The organism is Escherichia sp. MOD1-EC5950 (assembly GCF_002965345.1).
Classification (GTDB): Bacteria; Pseudomonadota; Gammaproteobacteria; order Enterobacterales; family Enterobacteriaceae; genus Escherichia; species Escherichia marmotae.
Genome location: NZ_PTSR01000004.1, coordinates 1 through 22,990 on the forward strand (window position 1 = coordinate 1; position 22,990 = coordinate 22,990).

General features: G+C 40.6%; 20 protein-coding genes. 19 read left to right on the forward strand and 1 reads right to left on the reverse strand.

The genetic code is table 11. The features are described 5' to 3' along the window. Positions 1 to 346: 346 nt before the first annotated feature. From wcaK to gndA, 17 genes are all read left to right on the forward strand, one after another. Positions 347 to 1,627 carry a colanic acid biosynthesis pyruvyl transferase WcaK gene (gene wcaK, locus BEA93_RS06680; protein ID WP_105224936.1) on the forward strand — a complete coding sequence of 427 codons (1,281 nt, stop codon included), beginning with the start codon at positions 347 to 349 and terminating at the stop codon, positions 1,625 to 1,627. After that, complete coding sequence (gene wcaL, locus BEA93_RS06685) at positions 1,624 to 2,844, forward strand: colanic acid biosynthesis glycosyltransferase WcaL (RefSeq protein WP_105224935.1); 1,221 nt, start codon at positions 1,624 to 1,626, stop codon at positions 2,842 to 2,844. Before wcaK ends, wcaL begins: the two co-directional genes overlap by 4 nt. A gap of 10 nt (positions 2,845 to 2,854) precedes the next feature. Then, positions 2,855 to 4,249: a colanic acid biosynthesis protein WcaM gene (wcaM, locus tag BEA93_RS06690; protein WP_061090441.1), complete on the forward strand. Its 1,395-nt coding sequence runs from the start codon at positions 2,855 to 2,857 to the stop codon at positions 4,247 to 4,249. Positions 4,250 to 4,423: 174 nt separating this feature from the next. Then, the gene (gene galF, locus BEA93_RS06695; RefSeq protein WP_016248888.1) at positions 4,424 to 5,317 is read left to right on the forward strand and encodes a UTP--glucose-1-phosphate uridylyltransferase GalF; all 894 of its coding nucleotides are present in this window, start codon (positions 4,424 to 4,426) and stop codon (positions 5,315 to 5,317) included. Between the two features lie 372 nt (positions 5,318 to 5,689). Beyond that, positions 5,690 to 6,766 carry a dTDP-glucose 4,6-dehydratase gene (gene rfbB, locus BEA93_RS06705; RefSeq protein ID WP_016248887.1) on the forward strand — a complete coding sequence of 359 codons (1,077 nt, stop codon included), beginning with the start codon at positions 5,690 to 5,692 and terminating at the stop codon, positions 6,764 to 6,766. Then, positions 6,763 to 7,635 carry a glucose-1-phosphate thymidylyltransferase RfbA gene (gene rfbA / locus BEA93_RS06710; protein ID WP_016248886.1) on the forward strand — a complete coding sequence of 291 codons (873 nt, stop codon included), beginning with the start codon at positions 6,763 to 6,765 and terminating at the stop codon, positions 7,633 to 7,635. The genes rfbB and rfbA overlap by 4 nt, the downstream gene beginning before the upstream one ends. Beyond that, positions 7,628 to 8,035, forward strand: coding sequence for a sugar 3,4-ketoisomerase (locus BEA93_RS06715; RefSeq protein ID WP_105224934.1), 408 nt, complete (start codon positions 7,628 to 7,630; stop codon positions 8,033 to 8,035). Before rfbA ends, BEA93_RS06715 begins: the two co-directional genes overlap by 8 nt. After that, positions 8,028 to 8,561: a GNAT family N-acetyltransferase gene (locus BEA93_RS06720; protein WP_016248884.1), complete on the forward strand. Its 534-nt coding sequence runs from the start codon at positions 8,028 to 8,030 to the stop codon at positions 8,559 to 8,561. The genes BEA93_RS06715 and BEA93_RS06720 overlap by 8 nt, the downstream gene beginning before the upstream one ends. 12 nt (positions 8,562 to 8,573) lie before the next feature. After that, the gene (locus BEA93_RS06725) at positions 8,574 to 9,680 is read left to right on the forward strand and encodes a DegT/DnrJ/EryC1/StrS family aminotransferase (protein WP_016248883.1); all 1,107 of its coding nucleotides are present in this window, start codon (positions 8,574 to 8,576) and stop codon (positions 9,678 to 9,680) included. Continuing rightward, complete coding sequence (locus tag BEA93_RS06730; protein ID WP_016248882.1) at positions 9,668 to 10,933, forward strand: O-antigen translocase; 1,266 nt, start codon at positions 9,668 to 9,670, stop codon at positions 10,931 to 10,933. The genes BEA93_RS06725 and BEA93_RS06730 overlap by 13 nt, the downstream gene beginning before the upstream one ends. A 3-nt stretch (positions 10,934 to 10,936) precedes the next feature. Beyond that, positions 10,937 to 11,923 carry a glycosyltransferase family 2 protein gene (locus tag BEA93_RS06735; RefSeq protein WP_016248881.1) on the forward strand — a complete coding sequence of 329 codons (987 nt, stop codon included), beginning with the start codon at positions 10,937 to 10,939 and terminating at the stop codon, positions 11,921 to 11,923. Positions 11,924 to 11,925: 2 nt separating this feature from the next. Next, positions 11,926 to 12,816, forward strand: a complete 891-nt coding sequence (locus tag BEA93_RS06740; RefSeq protein ID WP_016248880.1) for a glycosyltransferase family 2 protein — start codon at positions 11,926 to 11,928, stop codon at positions 12,814 to 12,816. Continuing rightward, entirely contained in the window at positions 12,816 to 13,970 is a 1,155-nt protein-coding gene (locus BEA93_RS06745) for an EpsG family protein (protein WP_016248879.1), read from the forward strand. The genes BEA93_RS06740 and BEA93_RS06745 overlap by 1 nt, the downstream gene beginning before the upstream one ends. Beyond that, positions 13,967 to 15,058 (forward strand): glycosyltransferase, encoded by a 1,092-nt coding sequence (locus BEA93_RS06750; RefSeq protein WP_016248878.1) that lies wholly within the window; start codon positions 13,967 to 13,969, stop codon positions 15,056 to 15,058. Before BEA93_RS06745 ends, BEA93_RS06750 begins: the two co-directional genes overlap by 4 nt. A gap of 190 nt (positions 15,059 to 15,248) precedes the next feature. Continuing rightward, positions 15,249 to 16,370, forward strand: a complete 1,122-nt coding sequence (locus BEA93_RS06755) for a glycosyltransferase family 4 protein (protein ID WP_016248877.1) — start codon at positions 15,249 to 15,251, stop codon at positions 16,368 to 16,370. Between the two features lie 77 nt (positions 16,371 to 16,447). Further along, on the forward strand, positions 16,448 to 17,476 hold the full coding sequence (gene galE / locus BEA93_RS06760) for a UDP-glucose 4-epimerase GalE (RefSeq protein WP_016248876.1): 1,029 nt from the start codon (positions 16,448 to 16,450) through the stop codon (positions 17,474 to 17,476). A 105-nt stretch (positions 17,477 to 17,581) separates the two neighbouring features. Further along, positions 17,582 to 18,988, forward strand: coding sequence for an NADP-dependent phosphogluconate dehydrogenase (gene gndA / locus BEA93_RS06765; protein WP_016262107.1), 1,407 nt, complete (start codon positions 17,582 to 17,584; stop codon positions 18,986 to 18,988). 71 nt (positions 18,989 to 19,059) lie between these two features. Here gndA and BEA93_RS06770 read toward each other — a convergent pair. After that, a protein-coding gene (locus tag BEA93_RS06770; protein ID WP_411161994.1) for an IS3 family transposase occupies positions 19,060 to 20,426 on the reverse strand; the annotation gives its coding sequence in 2 pieces (ribosomal slippage) (positions 19,060 to 19,940 and positions 19,940 to 20,426; 1,368 coding nt in all). 258 nt (positions 20,427 to 20,684) lie between these two features. On the opposite strand from BEA93_RS06770, the gene ugd reads away from it, so the two are divergent. Both ugd and wzzB read left to right on the forward strand, forming a co-directional pair. Further along, positions 20,685 to 21,851, forward strand: coding sequence for a UDP-glucose 6-dehydrogenase (ugd, locus tag BEA93_RS06775; RefSeq protein WP_061090446.1), 1,167 nt, complete (start codon positions 20,685 to 20,687; stop codon positions 21,849 to 21,851). Positions 21,852 to 21,998: 147 nt separating this feature from the next. Continuing rightward, a complete protein-coding gene (gene wzzB, locus BEA93_RS06780; RefSeq protein WP_016248873.1) occupies positions 21,999 to 22,976 on the forward strand; it encodes an LPS O-antigen chain length determinant protein WzzB in 978 nt (325 codons plus the stop codon). The last annotated feature ends 14 nt before the right edge of the window (positions 22,977 to 22,990 follow it).

Sequence of the window (22,990 nt, forward strand, 5' to 3'; positions counted from 1 at the left end):
GGCGTTGAATGCCGGATGCGGCGTAAAACGCCTTATCCGGCCTACGGTTCAGTGCCCGGATCTTGTAGGCCTGATAATACGCGTCAGCGTCGCATCAGGCGTTGAATGCCGGATGCGGCGTAAAACGCCTTATCTGGCCTACGGTTCAGTGCCCGGATTTTGCAGGCCTGATAATACGCGCCAGCGTCGCATCAGGCGTTGAATGCCGGATGCGGCGTAAAACGCCTTATCCGGCCTACGGTTCAGTGCCCGGATCTTGTAGGCCTGATAAGACGCGTCAGCGTCGCATCAGGCAAAAAGCGGCAACGAACACAACCTCACCTGGCATCAAATTTATGAGGAAAAAATGAAATTACTTATTCTGGGCAACCACACTTGCGGCAACCGCGGCGACAGCGCCATCTTGCGTGGCTTACTTGATGCCATCAACATCCTCAATCCACACGCAGAAGTGGACGTGATGAGCCGCTATCCGGTCAGTTCTTCCTGGCTGCTTAATCGCCCGGTAATGGGCGATCCGCTGTTCCTGCAAATGAAACAACACAACAGCGCGGCGGGCGTTGTCGGGCGCGTAAAAAAAGTCCTCCGTCGCCGCTACCAACACCAGGTATTGCTCTCTCGCGTCACCGACACCGGCAAGCTGCGTAATATTGCCATCGCCCAGGGATTTACCGACTTCGTGCGCTTGCTTTCAGGTTACGACGCCATTATTCAGGTCGGCGGTTCGTTTTTTGTCGATCTCTACGGCGTACCGCAATTTGAACACGCTCTGTGCACCTTTATGGCGAAAAAGCCGCTGTTTATGATTGGTCACAGCGTCGGCCCGTTCCAGGATGAGCAATTTAACCAACTGGCTAACTACGTTTTTGGTCACTGCGATGCATTGATCCTGCGCGAATCGGTCAGCCTTGAGCTGATGAAACGCAGCAATATCACTACCGCAAAAGTCGAACACGGCGTCGATACCGCCTGGCTGGTCGATCATCACACTGAAGATTACACCGCCAGCTACGCCGTCCAACACTGGCTGGGCGTCGCATCCCAACAGAAAACCGTGGCAATTACTCTGCGCGAACTGGCACCGTTCGATAGACGCCTCGGCACTACTCAACAAGCGTATGAACAAGCCTTTGCCGGGGTGGTCAATCGCATTCTCGACGAAGGGTATCAGGTCATTGCGCTTTCCACCTGTACGGGCATCGACAGCTACAACAAAGATGACCGCATGGTGGCGCTCAACCTGCGCCAGCACATCAGCGATCCTTCCCGTTACCACGTGGTGATGGATGAACTTAACGATCTGGAAATGGGCAAAATTCTCGCTGCCTGTGAACTCACTGTCGGTACGCGCCTGCACTCCGCCATTATCTCTATGAACTTTGCCACTCCGGCAATTGCTATCAACTACGAACATAAATCCGCCGGGATTATGCAACAACTGGGGCTGCCGGAGATGGCGATGGATATTCGTCATTTATTAGACGGCAGCCTGCAAGCGATGGTTGCGGATACCTTAGGCCAGCTTCCGGCGCTGAACGCGCGACTTAGCGAAGCCGTCAGTCGCGAACGTCAGACGGGAATGCAGATGGTGCAGTCTGTACTGGAACGCATCGGGGAGGCGAAATGAAGGTTGGCTTCTTTTTACTGAAATTCCCGCTGTCGTCGGAAACCTTCGTCCTCAACCAAATTACTGCGTTTATTGATATGGGCTTTGAGGTGGAGATTGTCGCGCTGCAAAAAGGCGATACGCAAAACACCCATGCGGCATGGACGCAATACAACCTTGCCGCTAAAACTCGCTGGTTACAGGACGAACCTCAGGGCAAAGTAGCGAAACTACGCCATCGTGCCAGCCAGACCTTACGCGGCATTCATCGTAAAAACACCTGGCAGGCGCTCAACCTCAAACGCTATGGTGCCGAGTCGCGGAACCTGATTTTGTCTGCCATTTGCGGCCGGGTTGCAACACCGTTTCGCGCCGATGTGTTCATCGCTCATTTTGGCCCTGCGGGGGTAACCGCAGCCAAATTGCGTGAACTGGGTGTCATTCGCGGCAAAATCGCTACTATCTTCCACGGCATTGATATCTCCAGTCGGGAAGTGCTCAACCACTACACCCCCGAATATCAACAACTGTTTCGCCGTGGCGAGCTGATGTTACCGATAAGCGAACTGTGGGCCGGAAGGCTGCAAAAAATGGGCTGCCCCAGAGAAAAAATCGCCGTATCGCGCATGGGCGTGGACATGACGCGCTTTAGCCCGCGTCCGGTGAAAGCACCCGCAACGCCGCTGGAAATCATTTCCGTCGCACGCTTAACCGAGAAAAAAGGCCTGCATGTGGCGATCGAAGCCTGCCGTCAGTTGAAAGAGCAGGGTGTGGCGTTTCGCTATCGCATCCTCGGCATCGGCCCGTGGGAGCGGCGTTTACGCACGCTCATCGAACAGTATCAACTGGAAGATATGGTGGAGATGCCGGGGTTTAAACCGAGCCACGAAGTGAAGGCGATGCTCGACGACGCGGATGTCTTCCTGCTGCCATCGGTTACGGGCGCGGACGGCGATATGGAAGGTATTCCGGTGGCGCTAATGGAAGCGATGGCCGTTGGCATTCCGGTGGTTTCTACTCTGCATAGCGGAATACCGGAACTGGTGGAGGCCGATAAATCCGGCTGGCTGGTGCCTGAGAACGATGCTCGCGCACTGGCGCAACGACTGGCGGCGTTTAGCCAACTGGACGCCGACAAACTGGCTCCGGTAGTCAAACGCGCGCGCGAAAAAGTCGAACACGATTTTAACCAGCAGGTGATTAACCGAGAACTCGCCAGCTTGTTGCAGGCTTTATAGAGGAGAACGTATGCCATTTAAAAAACTCTCCCGACGCACCTTCCTGACGGCAGGATCCGCGCTTGCTTTCCTCCATACTCCTTTTGCCCGTGCAATTCCCGCCCGACAAAGCGTTAACATCAATGACTACAATTCCAAAGACTGGATAGCCTCGTTTAAACAGGCTTTCAGCGAAGGGCAAACGGTCGTTGTGCCTGGCGGATTTGTTTGCGACAACATCAACACCGGCATCTTCATCCCTCCCGGTAAAACGTTACACATCCTCGGTAGCCTGCGCGGCAACGGCAGAGGGCGATTTGTCTTACAGGACGGCAGCCAGGTGACAGGGGGGAAGGGCGGTAGTATGCATAACATCACCCTGGATGTGCGCGGTTCTGATTGCGTCATTAAAGACCTGGCGATGAGCGGTTTTGGCCCGGTGACGCAGATCTATATTGGCGGCAAAAACAAGCGGGTCATGCGCAATCTGGTCATTGACAACCTCACGGTCAGCCACGCCAACTACGCCATCTTACGCCAGGGATTTCATAACCAGATTATCGGTGCCAACATCACCCATTGTAAGTTCAGCGATTTACAGGGCGACGCCATCGAATGGAATGTGGCGATTAACGACCGCGATATTTTAATTTCCGACCACGTAATAGAACGCATCAACTGTACTAATGGCAAAATCAACTGGGGTATTGGCATAGGCCTTGCGGGAAGTACTTACGATAACAACTATCCGGAAGACCAGGCAGTGAAAAACTTTGTCGTAGCGAATATCACTGGCTCTGATTGTCGGCAACTAATTCATGTTGAAAATGGCAAGCATTTCATTATCCGTAATATCAAAGCGCGTAATATTACGCCGGATTTCAGTAAGAAAGCGGGTATTGATAATGCCACAGTTGCGATATATGGATGTGATAACTTTGTTATTGACCAGATAGAAATGGTTAATAGTGCCGGAATGTTAATCGGCTACGGTGTCATTAAAGGCAGGTATCTCTCCATACCGCAAAATTTCAAACTGAATAATATTCACCTTGATAATACTCACCTTGCCTGGAAATTGCGCGGAATACAAATTTCGGCAGGCAATGCAACTTCTTTTGTGGCGCTGACCAACATTGAAATGAAGTGTGCGTCGCTGGAACTGCACAACAAACCGCAACATCTTTTTATGCGAAATATCAAAGTGATGCAGGAATCCTCTGTGGGGCCAGCATTGACCATGAACTTCGACTTGCGTAAAGACGTTCGTGGCACATTTATGGCAAAGAACGAGACCTTACTGTCACTGGCAAATGTTCATTCGGTGAATGAAAAAGGACAAAGTTCAGTCGATATCGACAGGATTAATTACCACATTGTTAATGTGGAAAAGATTAACTTTCGATTGCCGGAACGGGGGAAGTAGAATTGCGACCATTCCTGGAAAAATGGAGCCATACTTAAGAATAACGCTACTGCAATCCTGAGCGAAGCGGCGTAACATCGGAAGTAAATCAGTCATCAGTTCAGGGTAATTGATGCTGGCGAAAAAAATCGAACAAGCTATAATTCAGCAACCATTTTACAGGTGGATGAAATAATGACGAATTTAAAAGCAGTTATTCCTGTAGCGGGTCTTGGGATGCATATGTTGCCTGCCACTAAGGCGATTCCCAAAGAGATGCTACCGATCGTCGACAAGCCAATGATTCAGTACATTGTTGACGAGATTGTGGCTGCAGGGATCAAAGAAATCCTCCTGGTAACTCATGCGTCCAAGAACGCGGTCGAAAACCACTTCGACACCTCATATGAATTAGAATCTCTCCTTGAACTGCGCGTGAAGCGTCAACTACTGGCGGAAGTACAGTCTATCTGCCCGCCGGGCGTGACCATTATGAACGTGCGTCAGGGTGAACCTTTAGGTTTAGGCCACTCCATTTTGTGCGCGCGACCTGCCATTGGCGACAATCCGTTTGTCGTAGTGTTGCCAGACGTTGTTATTGACGACGCCAGCGCCGATCCGCTGCGTTACAACCTTGCTGCCATGATTGCGCGCTTTAACGAAACGGGCCGCAGCCAGGTACTGGCAAAACGTATGCCGGGCGACCTCTCTGAATACTCCGTCATCCAGACCAAAGAGCCGCTGGACCGTGAAGGCAAAGTTAGCCGTATTGTTGAATTTATTGAAAAACCGGATCAGCCGCAGACGCTGGACTCAGACATAATGGCTGTTGGTCGTTATGTGCTTTCTGCCGACATTTGGCCTGAACTGGAACGCACTCAGCCAGGTGCATGGGGACGTATACAGTTGACAGATGCCATTGCTGAACTGGCTAAAAAACAAGCCGTTGATGCCATGTTAATGACCGGTGACAGCTACGACTGCGGTAAAAAAATGGGCTATATGCAGGCGTTTGTGAAGTATGGGCTGCGTAACCTGAAAGAAGGGGCGAAGTTCCGCAAAGGTATTGAGAAGCTGTTAAGCGAATAATGAAAATCTGACCGGATGTAACGGTTAATAAGAAAATCATAACGGCAGTGAAGATTCGTGGCGAAAGTAATTTGTTGCGAATCTTCCTGCCGTTATTGCTTTATAAACTTTCAGAATAACAATGAGTTAGCAATAGGATTTTAGTCAAACTTTTCCAGGATTTTCCTTGTTTCCTGGGCTGATTGGTAAGACAATTAGCGTTTGAATTTTTCGGGTTTAGCGCGAGTGGGTAACGCTCGTCACATCGTAGGCATGTATGCAGTGCTCTGGTAGCTGTAAAGCCAGGGGCGGTAGCGTGCATTAATACCTCTATTAATCAAACTGAGAGCCGCTTATTTCACAGTATGCTCTGAAGTAATATGGAATAAAAAAGTGAAGATACTCGTTACTGGTGGCGCAGGATTTATTGGTTCTGCTGTAGTTCGTCACATTATAAATAATACGCAGGACAGTGTTGTTAATGTCGATAAATTAACTTACGCCGGAAACCTGGAATCACTCGCTGAAGTTTCTGATTCTGAACGTTATTCATTTGAGCATGCAGACATCTGCGATGCCGTAGCAATGGCTCGTATTTTTTCACAGCATCAGCCAGACGCGGTGATGCACCTGGCGGCAGAGAGCCACGTTGACCGTTCAATAACTGGCCCGGCAGCCTTTATTGAAACCAATATTGTGGGGACTTACGTCCTTTTAGAAGCAGCTCGTAATTACTGGTCTGCATTGGATGATGAAAAGAAAAACAATTTCCGCTTCCATCATATTTCTACTGATGAAGTCTATGGTGATTTACCTCATCCTGATGAAGTAAATAATACAGAAGAATTACCCTTATTTACTGAGACGACAGCTTACGCGCCAAGCAGTCCTTATTCCGCATCCAAAGCATCCAGCGATCATTTAGTCCGCGCGTGGAAACGCACCTATGGTTTGCCGACCATTGTGACTAACTGCTCGAATAACTACGGTCCTTATCACTTTCCAGAAAAATTGATTCCGTTGGTCATTCTTAATGCGCTGGAAGGTAAGGCATTACCTATTTATGGTAAAGGGGATCAAATTCGCGACTGGTTGTATGTAGAGGATCATGCTCGTGCGTTATATACCGTCGTAACCGAAGGTAAAGCGGGTGAAACTTATAACATTGGTGGACACAACGAAAAGAAAAATATCGATGTAGTGCTCACGATTTGTGATTTGTTGGATGAAATTGTACCGAAAGAAAAATCTTATCGTGAGCAAATTACTTATGTCGCTGACCGCCCGGGACATGATCGCCGTTATGCCATTGATGCCGATAAAATTAGCCGCGAATTGGGCTGGAAACCGCAAGAAACGTTTGAGAGTGGGATTCGTAAAACAATTAACTGGTATTTGAATAATAATGATTGGTGCCGACGAGTTCAAGATGGTTCTTATCAACGTGAGCGTTTGGGGTTAGTTAAATGAAAGGAATTATTTTAGCCGGTGGCTCTGGAACAAGGCTTTATCCAATTACAATGGGGGTTTCAAAGCAGCTATTACCCATTTATGATAAGCCGATGATTTATTATCCATTATCGGTTTTGATGCTAGCAGGTATACAAGATATCCTTATTATTACAACGCCGGAAGATCAGCAGGGGTTCATAAGATTACTTGGGAATGGAAGTCAATTTGGCATTAATCTGACATATGCAGTTCAGCCAAGCCCTGATGGTTTAGCCCAAGCATTTATTATTGGTGAAAACTTTATTGGAGATGACACAGTATGCCTTGTGCTTGGAGATAACATCTTTTTTGGACAAGGTTTTACACCAAAGCTCCGGGATGCAGCAGAAAGAACATCAGGTGCCACGGTCTTTGGATATCAAGTAATGGATCCTGAGAGATTTGGAGTGGTGGAGTTTGATAGAAATTTTAAAGCTTTAAGTATTGAAGAAAAACCTGCTAATCCAAAATCAAATTGGGCTGTCACGGGATTGTATTTTTATGACAATAACGTTATCGATATTGCAAAGAGTATTAAACCCTCTAAACGTGGTGAATTAGAAATTACAGCAGTTAATGAAGTTTATCTCAAAAATAATAATTTAACTGTTGAATTGCTAGGCCGTGGTTTTGCATGGCTGGATACCGGTACACATGACAGTTTGATTGAAGCTGGAGGTTTTGTAGAAACAGTCCAAAAAAGGCAAGGGATGATGGTTGCCTGTCCGGAGGAGATTGCATGGCGAAATGGCTGGTTAAACCATGATGAATTAAATGCTAAAGGTGAATTTTTGAAAAAAAATCACTACGGACAATATTTACTAAGGTTGATAAAATCGCATGAATAATAAAGTGAAGCTTATACAGTTAGATAAGAAAGGCGATCACAGAGGCGCTCTTATTGTTGTTGAGCAAAATAAAAATATCCCAATTGAAATTAAACGAGTTTACTACATGTTTGATACGGGATTTGATGTAAGGCGGGGATATCACGCACATAAAACACTTACACAAATAGCAATCCCTGTTAAAGGATCTTGCAAGTTTTTGCTTGATGACGGTAAGACGGTAGAGCATGTTACATTAGATTCACCTACCGTAGGATTAATTATAGAGCCAATGGTTTGGCATGAAATGTACGATTATTCATCAGATTGTGTTTTAATGGTGTTGGCTGATGACTTTTACGATGAAAGTGATTATATTCGTAATTATGCTGATTTTATCCGGGAGATAACTAATGCGTAATTTGTTGCTTTGCACAAAAAATACAGAATTAATTCCAGTTGAAATAAGTGACGCAGAGTTTATTTATTCACTTCGCATTGATTCTCGTCTCAGTAAGCATATTTCTACAATTAATGGGACGGTTATTGATCAGGCTAGATGGATTGAAGATTATAAGAAAAGAGAAGAAAATAATGAAGAGTTTTATTTTATTATAAAAAGGACTGATAATGATAAAAAAATTGGAACAATAAGACTTTATGATATTACAAAAGATGATGGTTTTTGTTGGGGGAGTTGGATTCTAAATGAAGATAAAATGAAAAGCTCTGCAATAGAAAGCGCATATCTAATATACAAATTTGGTTTTATACATAAAAAATATAAATTTTCATATTTTCAAGTTGATAGGAAAAATAAAGAAGTAATAGCATTTCATCAAAAAATAGGAGCTACGATAATAAAAGAGGATGAAGTGAATTATCACTTTGAATTTTATATGGAAAACTTTATTAACTTAAAAGAAAAATATAGTAAATATATTTGAGGGGAACAGATAATGGTTGACTTTTTAAATTTAAAAAGAATAAATGCGCAATATGAAATGGAATTAAAAGATGCCTGTTCCAGAGTTATTGATTCTGGATGGTATATAATGGGGGCAGAATTAAAGGAATTTGAGAACGAATTTGCAAATTGGTGTGGGGTAAAGCACGTTATTGGCGTTGCTAACGGTTTAGATGCACTTATCCTTGTTCTTCGTGCTTGGAAAGAAATGGGGAAATTAAATGATGGGGATGAAGTTATTGTACCTGCCAATACATATATTGCGTCAGTATTGGCAATAACTGAAAATAATCTAGTGCCTGTATTGACTGAACCAGATCCTTTAACATTTAATTTAAGTGCAAGCGGAATTCGTAAAGTAATCACAGGTAAAACAAAAGCAATTTTGCCAGTACACTTGTATGGACAAATATCTCCAATGGCAGAAATTATGGAGATTGCATCAGAGTTTGATTTATTAGTATTAGAGGATTGCGCTCAAGCCCATGGCTCCTCAATCAATGGACGCAAAGCTGGCAGTTGGGGGCATGCAGCAGGATTCAGTTTCTATCCGGGAAAAAATCTTGGCGCTTTAGGTGATGCTGGTGCGATAACAACAAGTGATGATCAACTTGCAGATGTTTTGAGAGCCATTAGAAACTATGGTTCTCATGAGAAATATAAAAATAAATATCAAGGATTAAATAGTCGACTGGATGAAATGCAAGCGGCATTTTTAAACGTCAAGCTAAAATATCTTGATAGGGAAAATGAATTAAGACGTGCAATAGCTAAAAAATATATTGATGAAATAAATAATCCATTTATTTCACTGCCTGTAATTGCTGGTGACGAAGTATCTCATGTATGGCATCTTTTTGTTATCCGAACTTTAGAGCGAGACTCTTTGCAAAAGCATTTGAAATCTGCAGGCATTACTACATTAGTGCATTATCCTGTAGCTCCTCATAATCAAGAAGCATATAAAGAATACAATTGGTTATCTCTCCCGATAACAGAGAAAATACATAAAGAAGTATTATCGTTGCCAATGGATCCAACAATGAGTATCGAAGATATCAACATGGTAATCGAAGCGATTAATAGATGGAAAAACTAAATTTCGCAAAAGTTACAATACTCAGTGGTGTGGTAACATGCTTTAGGCTGATTTGTGGTCTTCTTATTTCAAAAGTTGTAGCAATCTATACTGGTCCTATTGGGATAGCAAATTTAGGACAATTGCAAAATTTCGTGGCGTTTATAAATGGATTCATTTCGTCACAAGTTTCACAGGGGGTTAATCGATATTCTGCAGAGAATCAAAGTAATTATGAAAAAGCATGTTTTTATTGGCGTGCATCAATTAAGTTATCCTTTATAGCCTGCTGCTTTATTATAAGCATAGGTGTGCTTTTTTCTAGTAAGATATCAGAATATTTATTTCATCAAACGGATTTGTATTGGCTAATTATAATTGCACTATGCGCTCTTCCACTTAACATAGTAAACAATATATTTTTAGGGGTTCTAAATGGGCTGAATGAATATAATAGGTTTTTCCTCGCAAATATTTTAGCAATATCCTCATCCTTGTTATCTATGGTTGGGTTAGTTTATTTCTTTGGCCTCAAAGGTGCATTGATATCTGCTTCATTGAATAATGCAGTTGCAGGTATCTGGCTTATTACAATCATAATTAAAAGGCCATGGTTTAAATTTAAATATTGGGTGGGGCATACTCCTCGGGATAATATCACCCAGATGAAAAATTACTTTTACATGGGGGTGATTGGAGCATTAACAGGCCCGGTTTCGATGATAGTTGTTCGAACTATTCTCACTAATAATTTTTCTTTAGCAGATGCAGGATATTGGCAAGCTGTAAATAAAATTTCAGAGGCTTATCTGGCTGTTCTCACTACGGCATTAACAGTCTACTATTTTCCAAAAACTGCAGCAGCAAAAAAATATAGCGAATATATAACACTTTTAAAGACGGGGGCTTGTATTGTCGTACCGCTCGCGTTAATTATGGCTTTAACCATCTACGTCTTGAAAGATTTTATAATTAGCATCCTGTTTACGGCTGACTTTATACGTGCTCGAGAGCTTTTTTTGTTTCAAAACATTGGGGATTTCTTGAGGATTTGTAGTTGGCTATTTGCCACTATATTGTTAGCGAAGGGATATTTTAAAATAAATGCTATGCTGGAAGTTATATTTTCAATAATTTTTCCTGTTATGGTTAAGTTGTTGATAACAAAATTTGGACTAAATAGTGTTAGCATTGCCTACAGCATTACTTATGCATTGTATTTTGTAGTGGTGTGTATTATTTATTATTGGCATTTAACTAAAAAGGTCCTTTAACGAATGATAATATCTTCAGATAGTCTAAGTATTATTATCCCTGTTTATAATGAAGAAAAGAATATTATTAATATCCTGCAATCTCTTGAATGTCAGTCTTTAACTGGGTTTAATGTTATTGTTATTGATGATGGTTCAAAAGACAGGACTGCTTCTCTTGTGAAAGAACATAAACCATTATCATATAGTTTAAGCTTAATACAGCAAAATAATATGGGGGCTGCTCGAGCAAGGGAGAATGCCATCAACTCTATCCAAAGTAACTATATTGCATTTATAGATAGTGATGATACTCTAAGTCCAGATGCTCTTGAAAAAGCATTGGCTCCAATGTTGGATAATGAAGGCATCGACATCTCGCTATTTGAACTAGTATATGCTAAAGACTTAAATCACGATAGTAATGAAATATTCGTCCCTTATTCGACATCCAAATTAATATTTGGAGAAGAAGCTCTTGCTAATTGTATTTCATGTTGGGGATTACATGGGTTTGGTATCTATAAAAGGGAATTGATTCAAAAAGCCTATGGTATATATTATAAATATAATCAAAATAAAGAAAATTATATAAATAATGATGAGGTGATTTCAAGGATTTGTTTTGGTTTATCTAAAAACATCTATTTATCATCCGGGAGATATTATTTTGTACATAATATGGATTCAACAACAAGAAGAATAAATGAAAGCTATTATAAAGTTATAAATAATGCATTTTATTTAAGAGAATATATAGACGCAGAAATAAAGTGTAGTGGTTTTGACTGTTTAAATGAAGCCGATAAACTCCTTGTTAGTACTATATGGGGAGTATTTGTTCGTTATCAAAAATGGAAGAAAAAATTCAGTGATGAAACAAAAGAAAAGTGGCGCGAAGCAATAATAAAAGGAATGCAAAATATAAAAAAAATAAACAGTAAGAAAAATATCAACCTACATTTTAAATCGAAAGTTCAATTATATATAATATCTAAACTTGTTAGCTAAATATGAAAAATCCATTAATTACAATTATTGTGGCATCATATAACTCAAAAGATTACATACGAGAGACATTAGAGTCATGTATTAACCAACAATATCAAAATATAGAGATTATTATAGTAGATGATTATTCTAGTGATAATAGCGTAGAAATTATAAAACAATGGTGTAAAGAAAAGAAAAGTACATTCCCTAAAATTAGATGTATATTGATCGAAAACGAAAGAAATAAAGGAATTCCTGCAAACCTTAATAATGCTCTTCCATATATTAATGGTGCATGGGTTAAATGTATTGGTTCAGATGATATTCTTCTTCCTGAAGCAATATCTGAATTCGTAAAGAGATTGGAAAAATATTCGGATTGGGATAATATAGGTGCAGTGTTTACTTATTTTCAAACCTTTGGACGCTCTGTAAATGTAAGTATTCGATATCCATCTTCATGGACGAGAACTATATGCCAAATGCCACCATCACGATTAAAGAAGGCAATGGCTATGATTCACTTTAATAATGTGGCTCCTTGTGCTTTTATAAATAAAAATCATTTTAATGGGTTTGATACTTCATATAAACTTTTAGAAGATCTTCCTCTATGGTTAAAAATGATTAATAATGATATAAACACGCTATTTTTTGATTATACAACGGTATTATATCGACTCCATGAGTCTCAAATCACCTCGCTTACTAACATTAAAGTCAATGATGTTCTTCTTAATGATCTCTGTCGTTTAAATTATTATCGAAAAAAAAATGGTCGTTATCTGGCTTACCTTCATCATAAATTCAACCTCTACTGCGTAGTAAAAAGAATACGGTTTTATAGGTATTTTAAAATAATAAACCCCTTGAATCTATTAATTTTACTATATGAAAGAGTAATAAAATAATGTTTATATTATCAATCGCTATGCCATTATTTTTCATATCGCTGTGTTGGCAACGATTTAGTCACCAAGCCCAGGTTGTATTCCGTGTATTATTCATAATATTTTTCAGTGTATGTTTTGTATCATATTATACAAATGGTGTGGATTGGAGTGTTTATTATCTAAGATTCATGGAAGGGGGGGGGGTATTTACCTCGTTTGAGTTTGGGTTTGTTATTACTTTAAAACTATTGCTTATTATTTCAGACGATAATTTTGGATTGGCCATCCTGTTCTACTATCTGATCTGTTTTGCATTACTATCCTTAATATTAAAAAAGTATAAAGCTAATGAACCATTATTTTGGGGATGTCTTTTGTTGTTATTTGGCTACAACCTTTTTTTAGAGCAGTTACGTCAATTATTAGCATGTATAATAATATTCTACGCAATACTTAAATACAATCAGGATAAAAATATAACAGCATTATGTACGTTGGTTATAATAGCGTCAACTTTTCATGTGTCGGCAATAATAATTTTACCGACAATTTTGTTAATCTCTTTTAGAAATGTAACTACTTTTATCATAATTACAGTATTCTCAATTTCAAGTATTGTGCTATTTATGATGGCAATTTATTCAGCCATATCATCTCTTGCTGCTATAAGTTTTGTTTTTGCTAAAATTGATTATTATTTGCGACAAAATCCAGTTGGCTTAAATTTTGGGTGGTTAAATATTCTTGATGCTTTATTTGTTATATTTTATATACATTATAGAAATGTAATTAATAAACAGATGAATATAAATATATTGATGCGAATTATTTTCGTTGGCTCTGTTATTCATCTGTTCAGTGGAACGATTACTTTTCTAGCTCGGGTATGTTTTTATTTTTATTTTGTTGGTATTTATATATACTGCCACTCATTAAATAATAAGGCACCTAGGGTATTTGCAATTAAAAATTTCAACACATTAGCATTGGCTGTCTTCGTTAATGTAATGCTGCTATTGAATCTTGCATCCTACTTTAGAAATGAGCAAGCTCCTGTTGGGTTTAACAATATGAATTTACAATTGTTTAACACATTTGATGATGATTACCTTAGAACAAATGCATACGATAAATACTTTAAAGGAATACAGGGCAGCGTGGATTATTTATGAGTAAAAGAATTATTTTTGTTATTACAGGACTGGGATTAGGTGGAGCTGAAAAACAAATATGTTTGTTAGCTGATAAATTTTCCGTGCAAAATAATGAAGTTAATATTGTTGTGCTGAATGGAAATGTCAATGTTACTCCATTGAATAAAAATATTAGAATTCATAATTTGCATATGAAAAAAAATCCGCTTGGATTACTAAATGCAGTTCTCAGTCTTGCAAAAATAATTGATTTTTTCAAGCCAGATATTGTTCATGGACATATGTTCCATGCAAATATCGTTGCTAGACTTGCAAAGATATTTACCTGTAATAAATACAAATTAGTATGTACAGCACATAGTAAAAATGAAGGTGGGCATATTAGGATGCTCGTTTATAGATTAACTGATTTTTTATGTGATGTTACAACTAATGTTAGTAAAGAAGCACTTGATGTTTTTATCAAGAAAAAAGCCTTTAGAAAATCGAAGTCAATTCCCGTTTATAATGGAATTGACACTGAGCTATTTAAATATGATCCTTTACAAAGAGATAAAATAAGACACATTTTAAATATCAATAATGATGATAGCCTTATACTGTCAGTAGGCCGACTTACTGATGCAAAAGATTATCCAAACTTATTAAAAGCGTTATTAGAGCTACCTGAAAGATATAAATTAGTCATAATAGGTGATGGTGAGGCCAGAAGTGAAGTAGAACGTACGATTCTAAATTATGGTCTTGAAAAAAGAGTGAAATTGCTAGGCAGTATCGCTAACGTCGCCGCTTATTATTCTGCATGTGATCTTTATGTTTCGTCGTCAAAGTGGGAAGGTTTTGGTTTGGTAGTAGCTGAGGCTATGTCTTGTCAGCGTTTGGTTGTTGCAACTAATGCCGGAGGTGTCGCTGAAGTAGTTGGTGATATGAATTATATTGTACCAGTTTCAGACTCTCAGTCGTTGGCAAAGAAAATTAATGAAGTTATGGAGTATGATAAAGAAATTAAAATGGAAATAATGCTTAGAAATAGAGAATTTGTTTTAACAATGTTCTCAATAGATATTGTCGAGGATGAATGGATGAGATTGTATGCTTCAATATAATACACCGCTCAATCTAAATTCATTGCATTTAATAAATTAATCGTAAGTGCGCCTGTGTATTATTTGTTGCACCGTCTATAATCAAAATAAAATATGGCTGTTATTTTGTTTGTTTCATCGTTTCTGAATAAAGCATAATCAAGTTATGATTTAAAAAATGAGATGCAGTTATATTATAAGGTTTCTTAAAATGAAAGTACTTTTAATAGGTAATCAATCTAGTACTATTATTTTGTTCAGAAAGGCTGTTATTGAAAACTTGATATCAAAAAATATTAAAGTTTATACACTTACGATGGATAATGATGAAGGGAACTTTAAAAAAATTAAAAAAATAGGTGCAATACCCTTATCCTATTCTTTTTCACGATCTGGTATTAATCCCTTATCTGATTTTTTTAATACTTTTTTGCTAGCAAAGAAAATAAAAGAAATCAATCCTGACTCTGTTCTTTGCTTTTTCCCCAAACCAGTCATATATGGTACTCTTGCTGCTATGATTGCTGGCGTAAAAAAACGTTACGCTTTATTGGAGGGGTTGGGTTTTTGTTTTACACAAAATAAAGATAAAGACTCTTTAAAAAAAATAGTCTTGAGAAAAATTCAATGTTTTTTATATAAGGTAACATTACCGTTTGCGACGAAAGTTCTTTTTCTTAATAATGATGACTATCTTGACTTGGTTGTAAAAAATAATATTAAAATCAAAGCCTATAGAGTTATTGGTGGGATAGGTGTAAATCTCAATGAATTTAGCTATCATCCACCTCTTAGTGGGGAGATCCATTTTGGAATGGTGGCGAGGTTATTGAGAGAGAAGGGAGTCTGTGAATTTGTTGAAGCGGCTAAAATAATAAAGAAAAAATTTCCAATGGTCCGATTTAGTATAGCTGGTGATTTTGATGATAATCCTGGTGGGATTGATGCTTCACAAATTGAAAATTGGAAAGCAGAAGGGCATGTTGAATTTTTAGGACCGTGCTCTTACATAAAAAGATATTTGGATGGTATTAGCGTCTTTGTATTACCTTCTTATCGAGAAGGTGTCCCCAAAAGTACTCAGGAAGCAATGGCAATAGGTCGTGCGATTATTACGACAGATGTGCCTGGTTGTCGAGAAACAGTAATTGATGGATATAATGGATATCTGGTACCTCCATGGGATGCGAAAAAAATTGCTTTAGCTATGGAGTCATTTATTCAAGAACGTGAGCTTATTGTTACTATGGGATTAAATAGTCGAAGATTTGCATTGTCTAAATTTAATGAAAGTGAAACTGCTAATTCTCTAGTTAATATCATAATTTCATAAGAATCATTGAGTTGCCTAAACATTAATAATGTTCTAATTTTTAGACTTGTTACTTCAATTAAATGAGGATGATGTTTATGACTATATTAGTTACGGGTGGTGCTGGATATATTGGCTCACATACTGTATTAATGCTTCTGAAAGAACAATATGAAGTAATAGTGCTTGATAATTTCCAGAATTCTTCAATTGAATCTTTGCGTCGCGTTAAAGAAATTACTGGTAGTGATATATCTATCATTAATGGGGATATTCGTGACCGTGCTATTTTAAGATCCATTTTTACTGAAAACAGCATAACAGATATTATTCACTTTGCTGGTTTAAAATCAGTAAACGATTCAATTCATTCACCAATAGACTACTACGATAATAATGTGTACGGTACTCTTGTTCTTATTGAGGAGATGATTAGTAATAATATTAAAAATCTAATATTTAGTTCCTCAGCCACTGTATACGGTACTCCAGAGAAAATGCCCGTAAAAGAGACATTCCCTGTAGGTGGTACTACTAATCCTTATGGGACGTCAAAACTTATGGTTGAGAATATATTACACGACGTTTCATTTGCATATCCTGCTTTTAGAACAACAATTTTACGTTATTTTAATCCTGTTGGCGCACATCCTTCCGGAAAAATTGGAGAAGACCCTAACGGTATTCCAAATAATTTGATGCCTTATATATGTTCAGTTGCAAGTGGTAAATATAAACAATTATCCATCTATGGTAATGATTATGAAACTAAAGATGGTACAGGAGTAAGGGATTTTATTCATGTCATGGATCTCGCAAATGGTCATGTAGCCGCCTTGAAGCACCGAGATGAAGGTGACAATTATAAGATTTATAATTTAGGTACAGGACAAGGTTATTCGGTTCTTGAACTTTTGACTGCTTTTCAACGTGTAACTTCTGTTAATATACCGTATGTATTGGTTGAGCGGCGAGCAGGGGACATTGCCGAATGTTGGTCCGACCCATCTAAAGCATATCTTGAACTTGGATGGAAAGCCCGTTTGGGATTAGATGAGATGGTTCGCGATGCTTGGAATTGGCAACGAAACAATCCTGATGGTTATAAAATATCCAGGAAAAACTGAATTGATTAGCGCCAGCAAAAATATAATACTTTTCCAACCTGAGTTACCATAAGCTTCATACAAACCTGCGTGCAAGTTCGCAGTAACCCCTGACAGGAGTAAACAATGTCAAAGCAACAGATCGGCGTAGTCGGTATGGCAGTGATGGGACGCAACCTTGCGCTCAACATCGAAAGCCGTGGTTATACCGTCTCTATTTTCAACCGTTCCCGTGAAAAGACGGAAGAAGTGATTGCTGAAAATCCAGGCAAGAAACTGGTTCCTTACTATACGGTGAAAGAGTTTGTTGAATCTCTTGAAACGCCTCGTCGCATCCTGTTAATGGTGAAAGCAGGTGCAGGCACGGATGCTGCTATTGATTCCCTCAAGCCATACCTCGATAAAGGTGACATCATTATTGATGGTGGTAACACCTTCTTCCAGGACACCATTCGTCGCAACCGTGAGCTTTCCGCAGAAGGATTTAACTTCATCGGTACGGGTGTTTCCGGTGGTGAAGAGGGCGCGTTGAAAGGTCCTTCCATTATGCCGGGTGGGCAGAAGGAAGCCTATGAACTGGTTGCGCCAATCCTTACCAAAATCGCCGCCGTGGCTGAAGATGGTGAACCGTGCGTTACCTATATTGGTGCCGATGGCGCAGGTCACTATGTGAAGATGGTTCACAACGGTATTGAATACGGTGATATGCAACTTATTGCTGAAGCCTATTCTCTGCTGAAAGGTGGCCTGAATCTCTCCAACGAAGAACTGGCGCAGACCTTTACCGAGTGGAATAACGGTGAACTGAGCAGCTACCTGATCGACATCACTAAAGACATCTTCACCAAAAAAGATGAAGACGGTAACTACCTGGTTGATGTGATCCTGGATGAAGCAGCAAACAAAGGTACTGGTAAGTGGACCAGCCAGAGTGCACTGGATCTCGGTGAGCCTCTGTCGCTGATCACTGAATCAGTGTTTGCACGTTATATCTCTTCTCTGAAAGAGCAGCGCGTTGCCGCGTCTAAAGTACTGTCTGGCCCACAAGCACAGCCAGCAGGTAACAAAGCTGAATTCATCGAGAAAGTTCGCCGTGCGCTGTATCTGGGCAAAATTGTTTCTTACGCTCAGGGCTTCTCTCAACTGCGTGCCGCGTCTGAAGAGTACAACTGGGATCTGAACTACGGCGAAATCGCGAAGATTTTCCGTGCTGGCTGCATCATCCGTGCGCAGTTCCTGCAGAAAATCACCGATGCATATGCCGAAAATCCGCAGATCGCTAACCTGCTGTTAGCCCCGTATTTTAAGAAAATTGCCGACGACTACCAGCAAGCCCTGCGTGATGTTGTTGCTTATGCAGTGCAGAACGGCATTCCAGTACCAACCTTCTCTGCAGCGGTTGCTTACTATGACAGCTATCGTGCCGCAGTGCTGCCAGCGAACCTGATCCAGGCACAGCGTGACTATTTCGGTGCGCATACTTATAAGCGCATTGATAAAGAAGGTGTGTTCCATACCGAATGGCTGGATTAATCTGATTTAATTATCAATATACTAAGACCCGGCATCTATGAACTGCCCCCCGAAAGTTGGACAGTTATTTGTTAGACGGCTAGCAGTGCCTGAGCCCGGTATTCTACCGGGCTCAGGCCCTTTAACCTTGAGCTAATCCGCTCATTGTTGTAGTAATCGATATACTCCTCGACTGCTCTTCGAAGCTCTTTTGTACTTTTAAATTCATTCAGGTAATAACATTCTGACTTGAGCATTCCGAAGAATCCCTCCATCACGGCATTATCCAGACAGTTTCCTTTACGAGACATGCTTTGAACTACCCCATTTGACTCCAAAATATTCTGATATGGTTTCATCTGGTACTGCCACCCCTGGTCTGAGTGCAGAATAGGCTTATCATTTTGCCCAAGCTTCGACATGGCCTGTTCAAGCATCGCATTAATCATCTGCATTCTGGGCCTCTCGGACAGGTTGTAGGCGATTATCTCTCTGTTATAAAGATCCAGTACAGGCGAAAGATAAAGCTTCTTCCCTTCAACTGCGAACTCCGTTACGTCGGTAACCCATTTTTCGTTAGCTTTTTCAGCGTTAAAGTCACGCTGGAGAAGGTTTGGTGCAGTTTTACCCACATTTCCTTTCCATGAGCGATATTTTTTCACTCTGATAAGGGCCTCAAGGTTTAGCTCTTCCATCAGTCTTTGCACGACTTTATGATTAATCCTGAGGCCTGTTCTTCGCAGTGACACCGTGATCCGGCGATAGCCATACCGGCCTTTGTGATACTGATAAATCTCACTAATTTGTTTTTTTAAGTCAGCATAGGGATCAGGGCACTTAAGCCTGTTGAAATTATGATACCAGGTACTACGCGGCATTTTTGCTACACGTAGCAAATCGCCCAGACAATGCTCTTGCCTTAGTTCATTGATTATTTGCGCTTTTTCTCTGGCTTTTTGCTTTGAACTAAGACTTTCAGCTTTTTTAGATAGGCGTTCTCAGCCCGGAGATAACGTAGCTCTTTACGTAATTCCTCCGGAGTAAGCTCTTCCAAAGACCGAACCGTCACTTCCTGTGATTCCTGAGAATCTTTCTGTTTATTCAAGGATTTCTCACGACCTCGTTTTAGTTTCAATAAGCCTTCAGCGCCTGAGGCGTTATACACCCGGAGCCAGCGCCTTACTACGCTTTTATCGGAGATATTGAAACGAGCAGTGGCTTCACGAACGGTGAGGCCTTCCTTAAGCATGAGCTGGACGATGGAGAGCTTAAATTCAGGGGGATGGTTGTCACTTTTCCAAGTTATACCATCGATTCCATGCTGCTCATAGGAAGCAACCCATTGGCTGACGGTATCCCGGCAAACGTCAAATTTCTTGCCAGTTTTTCTGGCTCCATTTCCTTCAAGATAAAACTTGACGACCGAATGACGAAATTTAAGTGAATACTTCGGCTTCATAAACTGCACCTTACTCAGTTGGGTGTCCAACTTTTGGGGTGTAGTTCACTAATCGCCGGTTTTTTTTTGCTATCAATCTCATTGATTTAATTTCATTGCTTAATACTAACTTAATAAATGGCAGCTATTCTCATAAAGAAAATCTGAATTGTTTTTCGTTGCGTTGACCAGTCATCATCGTAGCGTTAAAACTTTTAACTCTTATCAGGATGCTAAAAACATCATGATTCACAGTTAAGTTAATTCTGAGAGCATGAAATGAAAATCACCATTTCCGGTACTGGCTATGTAGGCTTGTCAAACGGGCTTCTAATCGCACAAAATCATGAGGTTGTGGCATTAGATATTTTACCGTCACGCGTTGCTATGCTGAATGATAAGATATCTCCTATTGTTGATAAAGAAATTCAGCAATTTTTGCAATCAGACAAAATACGTTTTAATGCCACATTAGATAAAAAAGAAGCCTACCGGAATGCTGATTACGTAATCATCGCAACCCCGACTGATTATGATCCTAAAACCAATTATTTCAATACATCTAGCGTAGAATCTGTCATTAAAGATGTTACAGAAATACACCCTTGTGCAGTAATGGTTATCAAGTCCACGGTTCCGGTAGGTTTTACGGTCACGATGCAAAAAAAATTCAATACTGAGAACATCATTTTCTCCCCAGAATTCCTCCGGGAAGGTAAAGCCCTTTACGATAATCTCCATCCGTCTCGTATTGTCATCGGTGAGCGTTCAGAACGTGCAGAACGTTTTGCTGCGTTATTACAGGAAGGGGCCATTAAGCAAAATATCCCGACTCTGTTTACCGACTCCACTGAAGCAGAAGCGATTAAACTTTTCGCTAATACCTACCTGGCAATGCGTGTGGCGTACTTTAACGAGCTGGATAGCTATGCAGAAAGTTTAGGTCTGAATACGCGTCAGATTATCGAAGGCGTTTGTCTCGACCCGCGCATAGGTAATCACTATAACAATCCGTCATTTGGTTATGGTGGTTATTGTCTGCCGAAAGATACTAAACAGTTACTGGCGAACTACCAGTCTGTGCCGAATAACCTGATCTCGGCAATTGTTGATGCTAACCGCACGCGTAAGGACTTTATTGCGGATGCTATCTTGTCGCGTAAACCTAAAGTAGTGGGAATATATCGTCTGATTATGAAGAGCGGTTCAGATAACTTCCGCGCATCTTCCATTCAGGGGATTATGAAGCGTATCAAGGCGAAAGGTGTGGAAGTGATCATTTATGAGCCGGTGATGAAAGAAGACTCATTCTTCAACTCTCGCCTGGAACGTGATCTCGCCACCTTCAAACAACAAGCCGACGTCATTATTTCCAACCGAATGGCAGAAGAGCTTAAGGATGTGGCAGACAAGGTCTACACCCGCGATTTGTTTGGCAGCGACTAACCTTCTGTAATCAGGGCGATTTTCGCCCTGATTGTCTTTTGTTACCCACGTAATAATTCATTATTTTTATCACTTATCCTATAGCATTCATGAGGATTATCGCTACACTATGCGCGAACCTGAAATTTTCCGTCAGTTAGGGTAATGATGAGAGTTGAAAATAATAATATTCCTGGGCAAAACCATGACCCGGAACAGATTGATTTGATTGATTTACTGGTGCAGTTGTGGCGTGGCAAGATGACTATCATCATCTCTGTCATTGTAGCGATTGCCCTGGCAATAGGGTATCTGGCCGTTGCCAAAGAAAAATGGACTTCCACAGCTATCGTTACTCAACCTGATGTGGGACAAATCGCGGGTTATAACAATGCCATGAATGTGATTTATGGTACGGCTGCGCCGAAAGTGTCTGATATCCAGGCGACGTTAGTTGGTCGTTTCAGTACGACATTTTCTGCATTAGCAGAAACGCTGGATAATCAGGAACAACCCGAAAAACTGACTATCGAACCTTCTGTTAAAAACCAGCCATTACCCCTGATTGTTTCTTATGTCGGGCAAACGCCTGAAGGTGCGCAGAAACAGCTAGCTCAATATATTCAGCAAGTTGATGAACAGGTGAATGAAGAGCTGGAAAAAGACCTGAAAGACAACATCGCACTGAGTGTGAAAAACTTGCAGGATTCTTTGAAAACGCAGGAAGTGGTGGCACAGGAGCAGAAAGATCTGCGTATCCGTCAGATTCAGGAAGCGTTGCAGTATGCGAATCAGGCGCAGGTCGCAAAGCCGCAGATTCAACAGACGCAGGACGTGACGCAAGATACGATGTTCCTGTTGGGGAGCGAAGCGCTGGAGTCGATGATTAAGCACGAGGCGACCCGTCCGCTGGTTTTCTCGCCTGGTTACTATCAGACTCGTCAAAACCTGCTGGATATTGAAAGTCTGAAGGCTGATGATCTTGATATTCATGCTTATCGCTATGTTATGAAACCGACGTTACCTGTGCGTCGCGATAGCCCGAAAAAGGCTATCACTCTGATTCTGGCTGTGCTGCTGGGCGGTATGGTTGGCGCGGGGATTGTGCTGGGACGTAATGCGCTGCGTAATTACAACGCGAAGTAATCTTTTCGGTTTTA

Bases quoted from the DNA above. Each gene is read 5' to 3' on its own strand.
- wcaK (WP_105224936.1), top strand. From the start codon at position 347: ATGAAATTACTTATTCTGGGCAACCACACTTGCGGCAACCGCGGCGAC.
- wcaL (WP_105224935.1), top strand. From the start codon at position 1,624: ATGAAGGTTGGCTTCTTTTTACTGAAATTCCCGCTGTCGTCGGAAACC.
- wcaM (WP_061090441.1), top strand. From the start codon at position 2,855: ATGCCATTTAAAAAACTCTCCCGACGCACCTTCCTGACGGCAGGATCC.
- galF (WP_016248888.1), top strand. From the start codon at position 4,424: ATGACGAATTTAAAAGCAGTTATTCCTGTAGCGGGTCTTGGGATGCAT.
- rfbA (WP_016248886.1), top strand. From the start codon at position 6,763: ATGAAAGGAATTATTTTAGCCGGTGGCTCTGGAACAAGGCTTTATCCA.
- BEA93_RS06715 (WP_105224934.1), top strand. From the start codon at position 7,628: ATGAATAATAAAGTGAAGCTTATACAGTTAGATAAGAAAGGCGATCAC.
- BEA93_RS06720 (WP_016248884.1), top strand. From the start codon at position 8,028: ATGCGTAATTTGTTGCTTTGCACAAAAAATACAGAATTAATTCCAGTT.
- BEA93_RS06725 (WP_016248883.1), top strand. From the start codon at position 8,574: ATGGTTGACTTTTTAAATTTAAAAAGAATAAATGCGCAATATGAAATG.
- BEA93_RS06730 (WP_016248882.1), top strand. From the start codon at position 9,668: ATGGAAAAACTAAATTTCGCAAAAGTTACAATACTCAGTGGTGTGGTA.
- BEA93_RS06735 (WP_016248881.1), top strand. From the start codon at position 10,937: ATGATAATATCTTCAGATAGTCTAAGTATTATTATCCCTGTTTATAAT.
- BEA93_RS06740 (WP_016248880.1), top strand. From the start codon at position 11,926: ATGAAAAATCCATTAATTACAATTATTGTGGCATCATATAACTCAAAA.
- BEA93_RS06745 (WP_016248879.1), top strand. From the start codon at position 12,816: ATGTTTATATTATCAATCGCTATGCCATTATTTTTCATATCGCTGTGT.
- BEA93_RS06750 (WP_016248878.1), top strand. From the start codon at position 13,967: ATGAGTAAAAGAATTATTTTTGTTATTACAGGACTGGGATTAGGTGGA.
- BEA93_RS06755 (WP_016248877.1), top strand. From the start codon at position 15,249: ATGAAAGTACTTTTAATAGGTAATCAATCTAGTACTATTATTTTGTTC.
- galE (WP_016248876.1), top strand. From the start codon at position 16,448: ATGACTATATTAGTTACGGGTGGTGCTGGATATATTGGCTCACATACT.
- gndA (WP_016262107.1), top strand. From the start codon at position 17,582: ATGTCAAAGCAACAGATCGGCGTAGTCGGTATGGCAGTGATGGGACGC.
- ugd (WP_061090446.1), top strand. From the start codon at position 20,685: ATGAAAATCACCATTTCCGGTACTGGCTATGTAGGCTTGTCAAACGGG.
- wzzB (WP_016248873.1), top strand. From the start codon at position 21,999: ATGAGAGTTGAAAATAATAATATTCCTGGGCAAAACCATGACCCGGAA.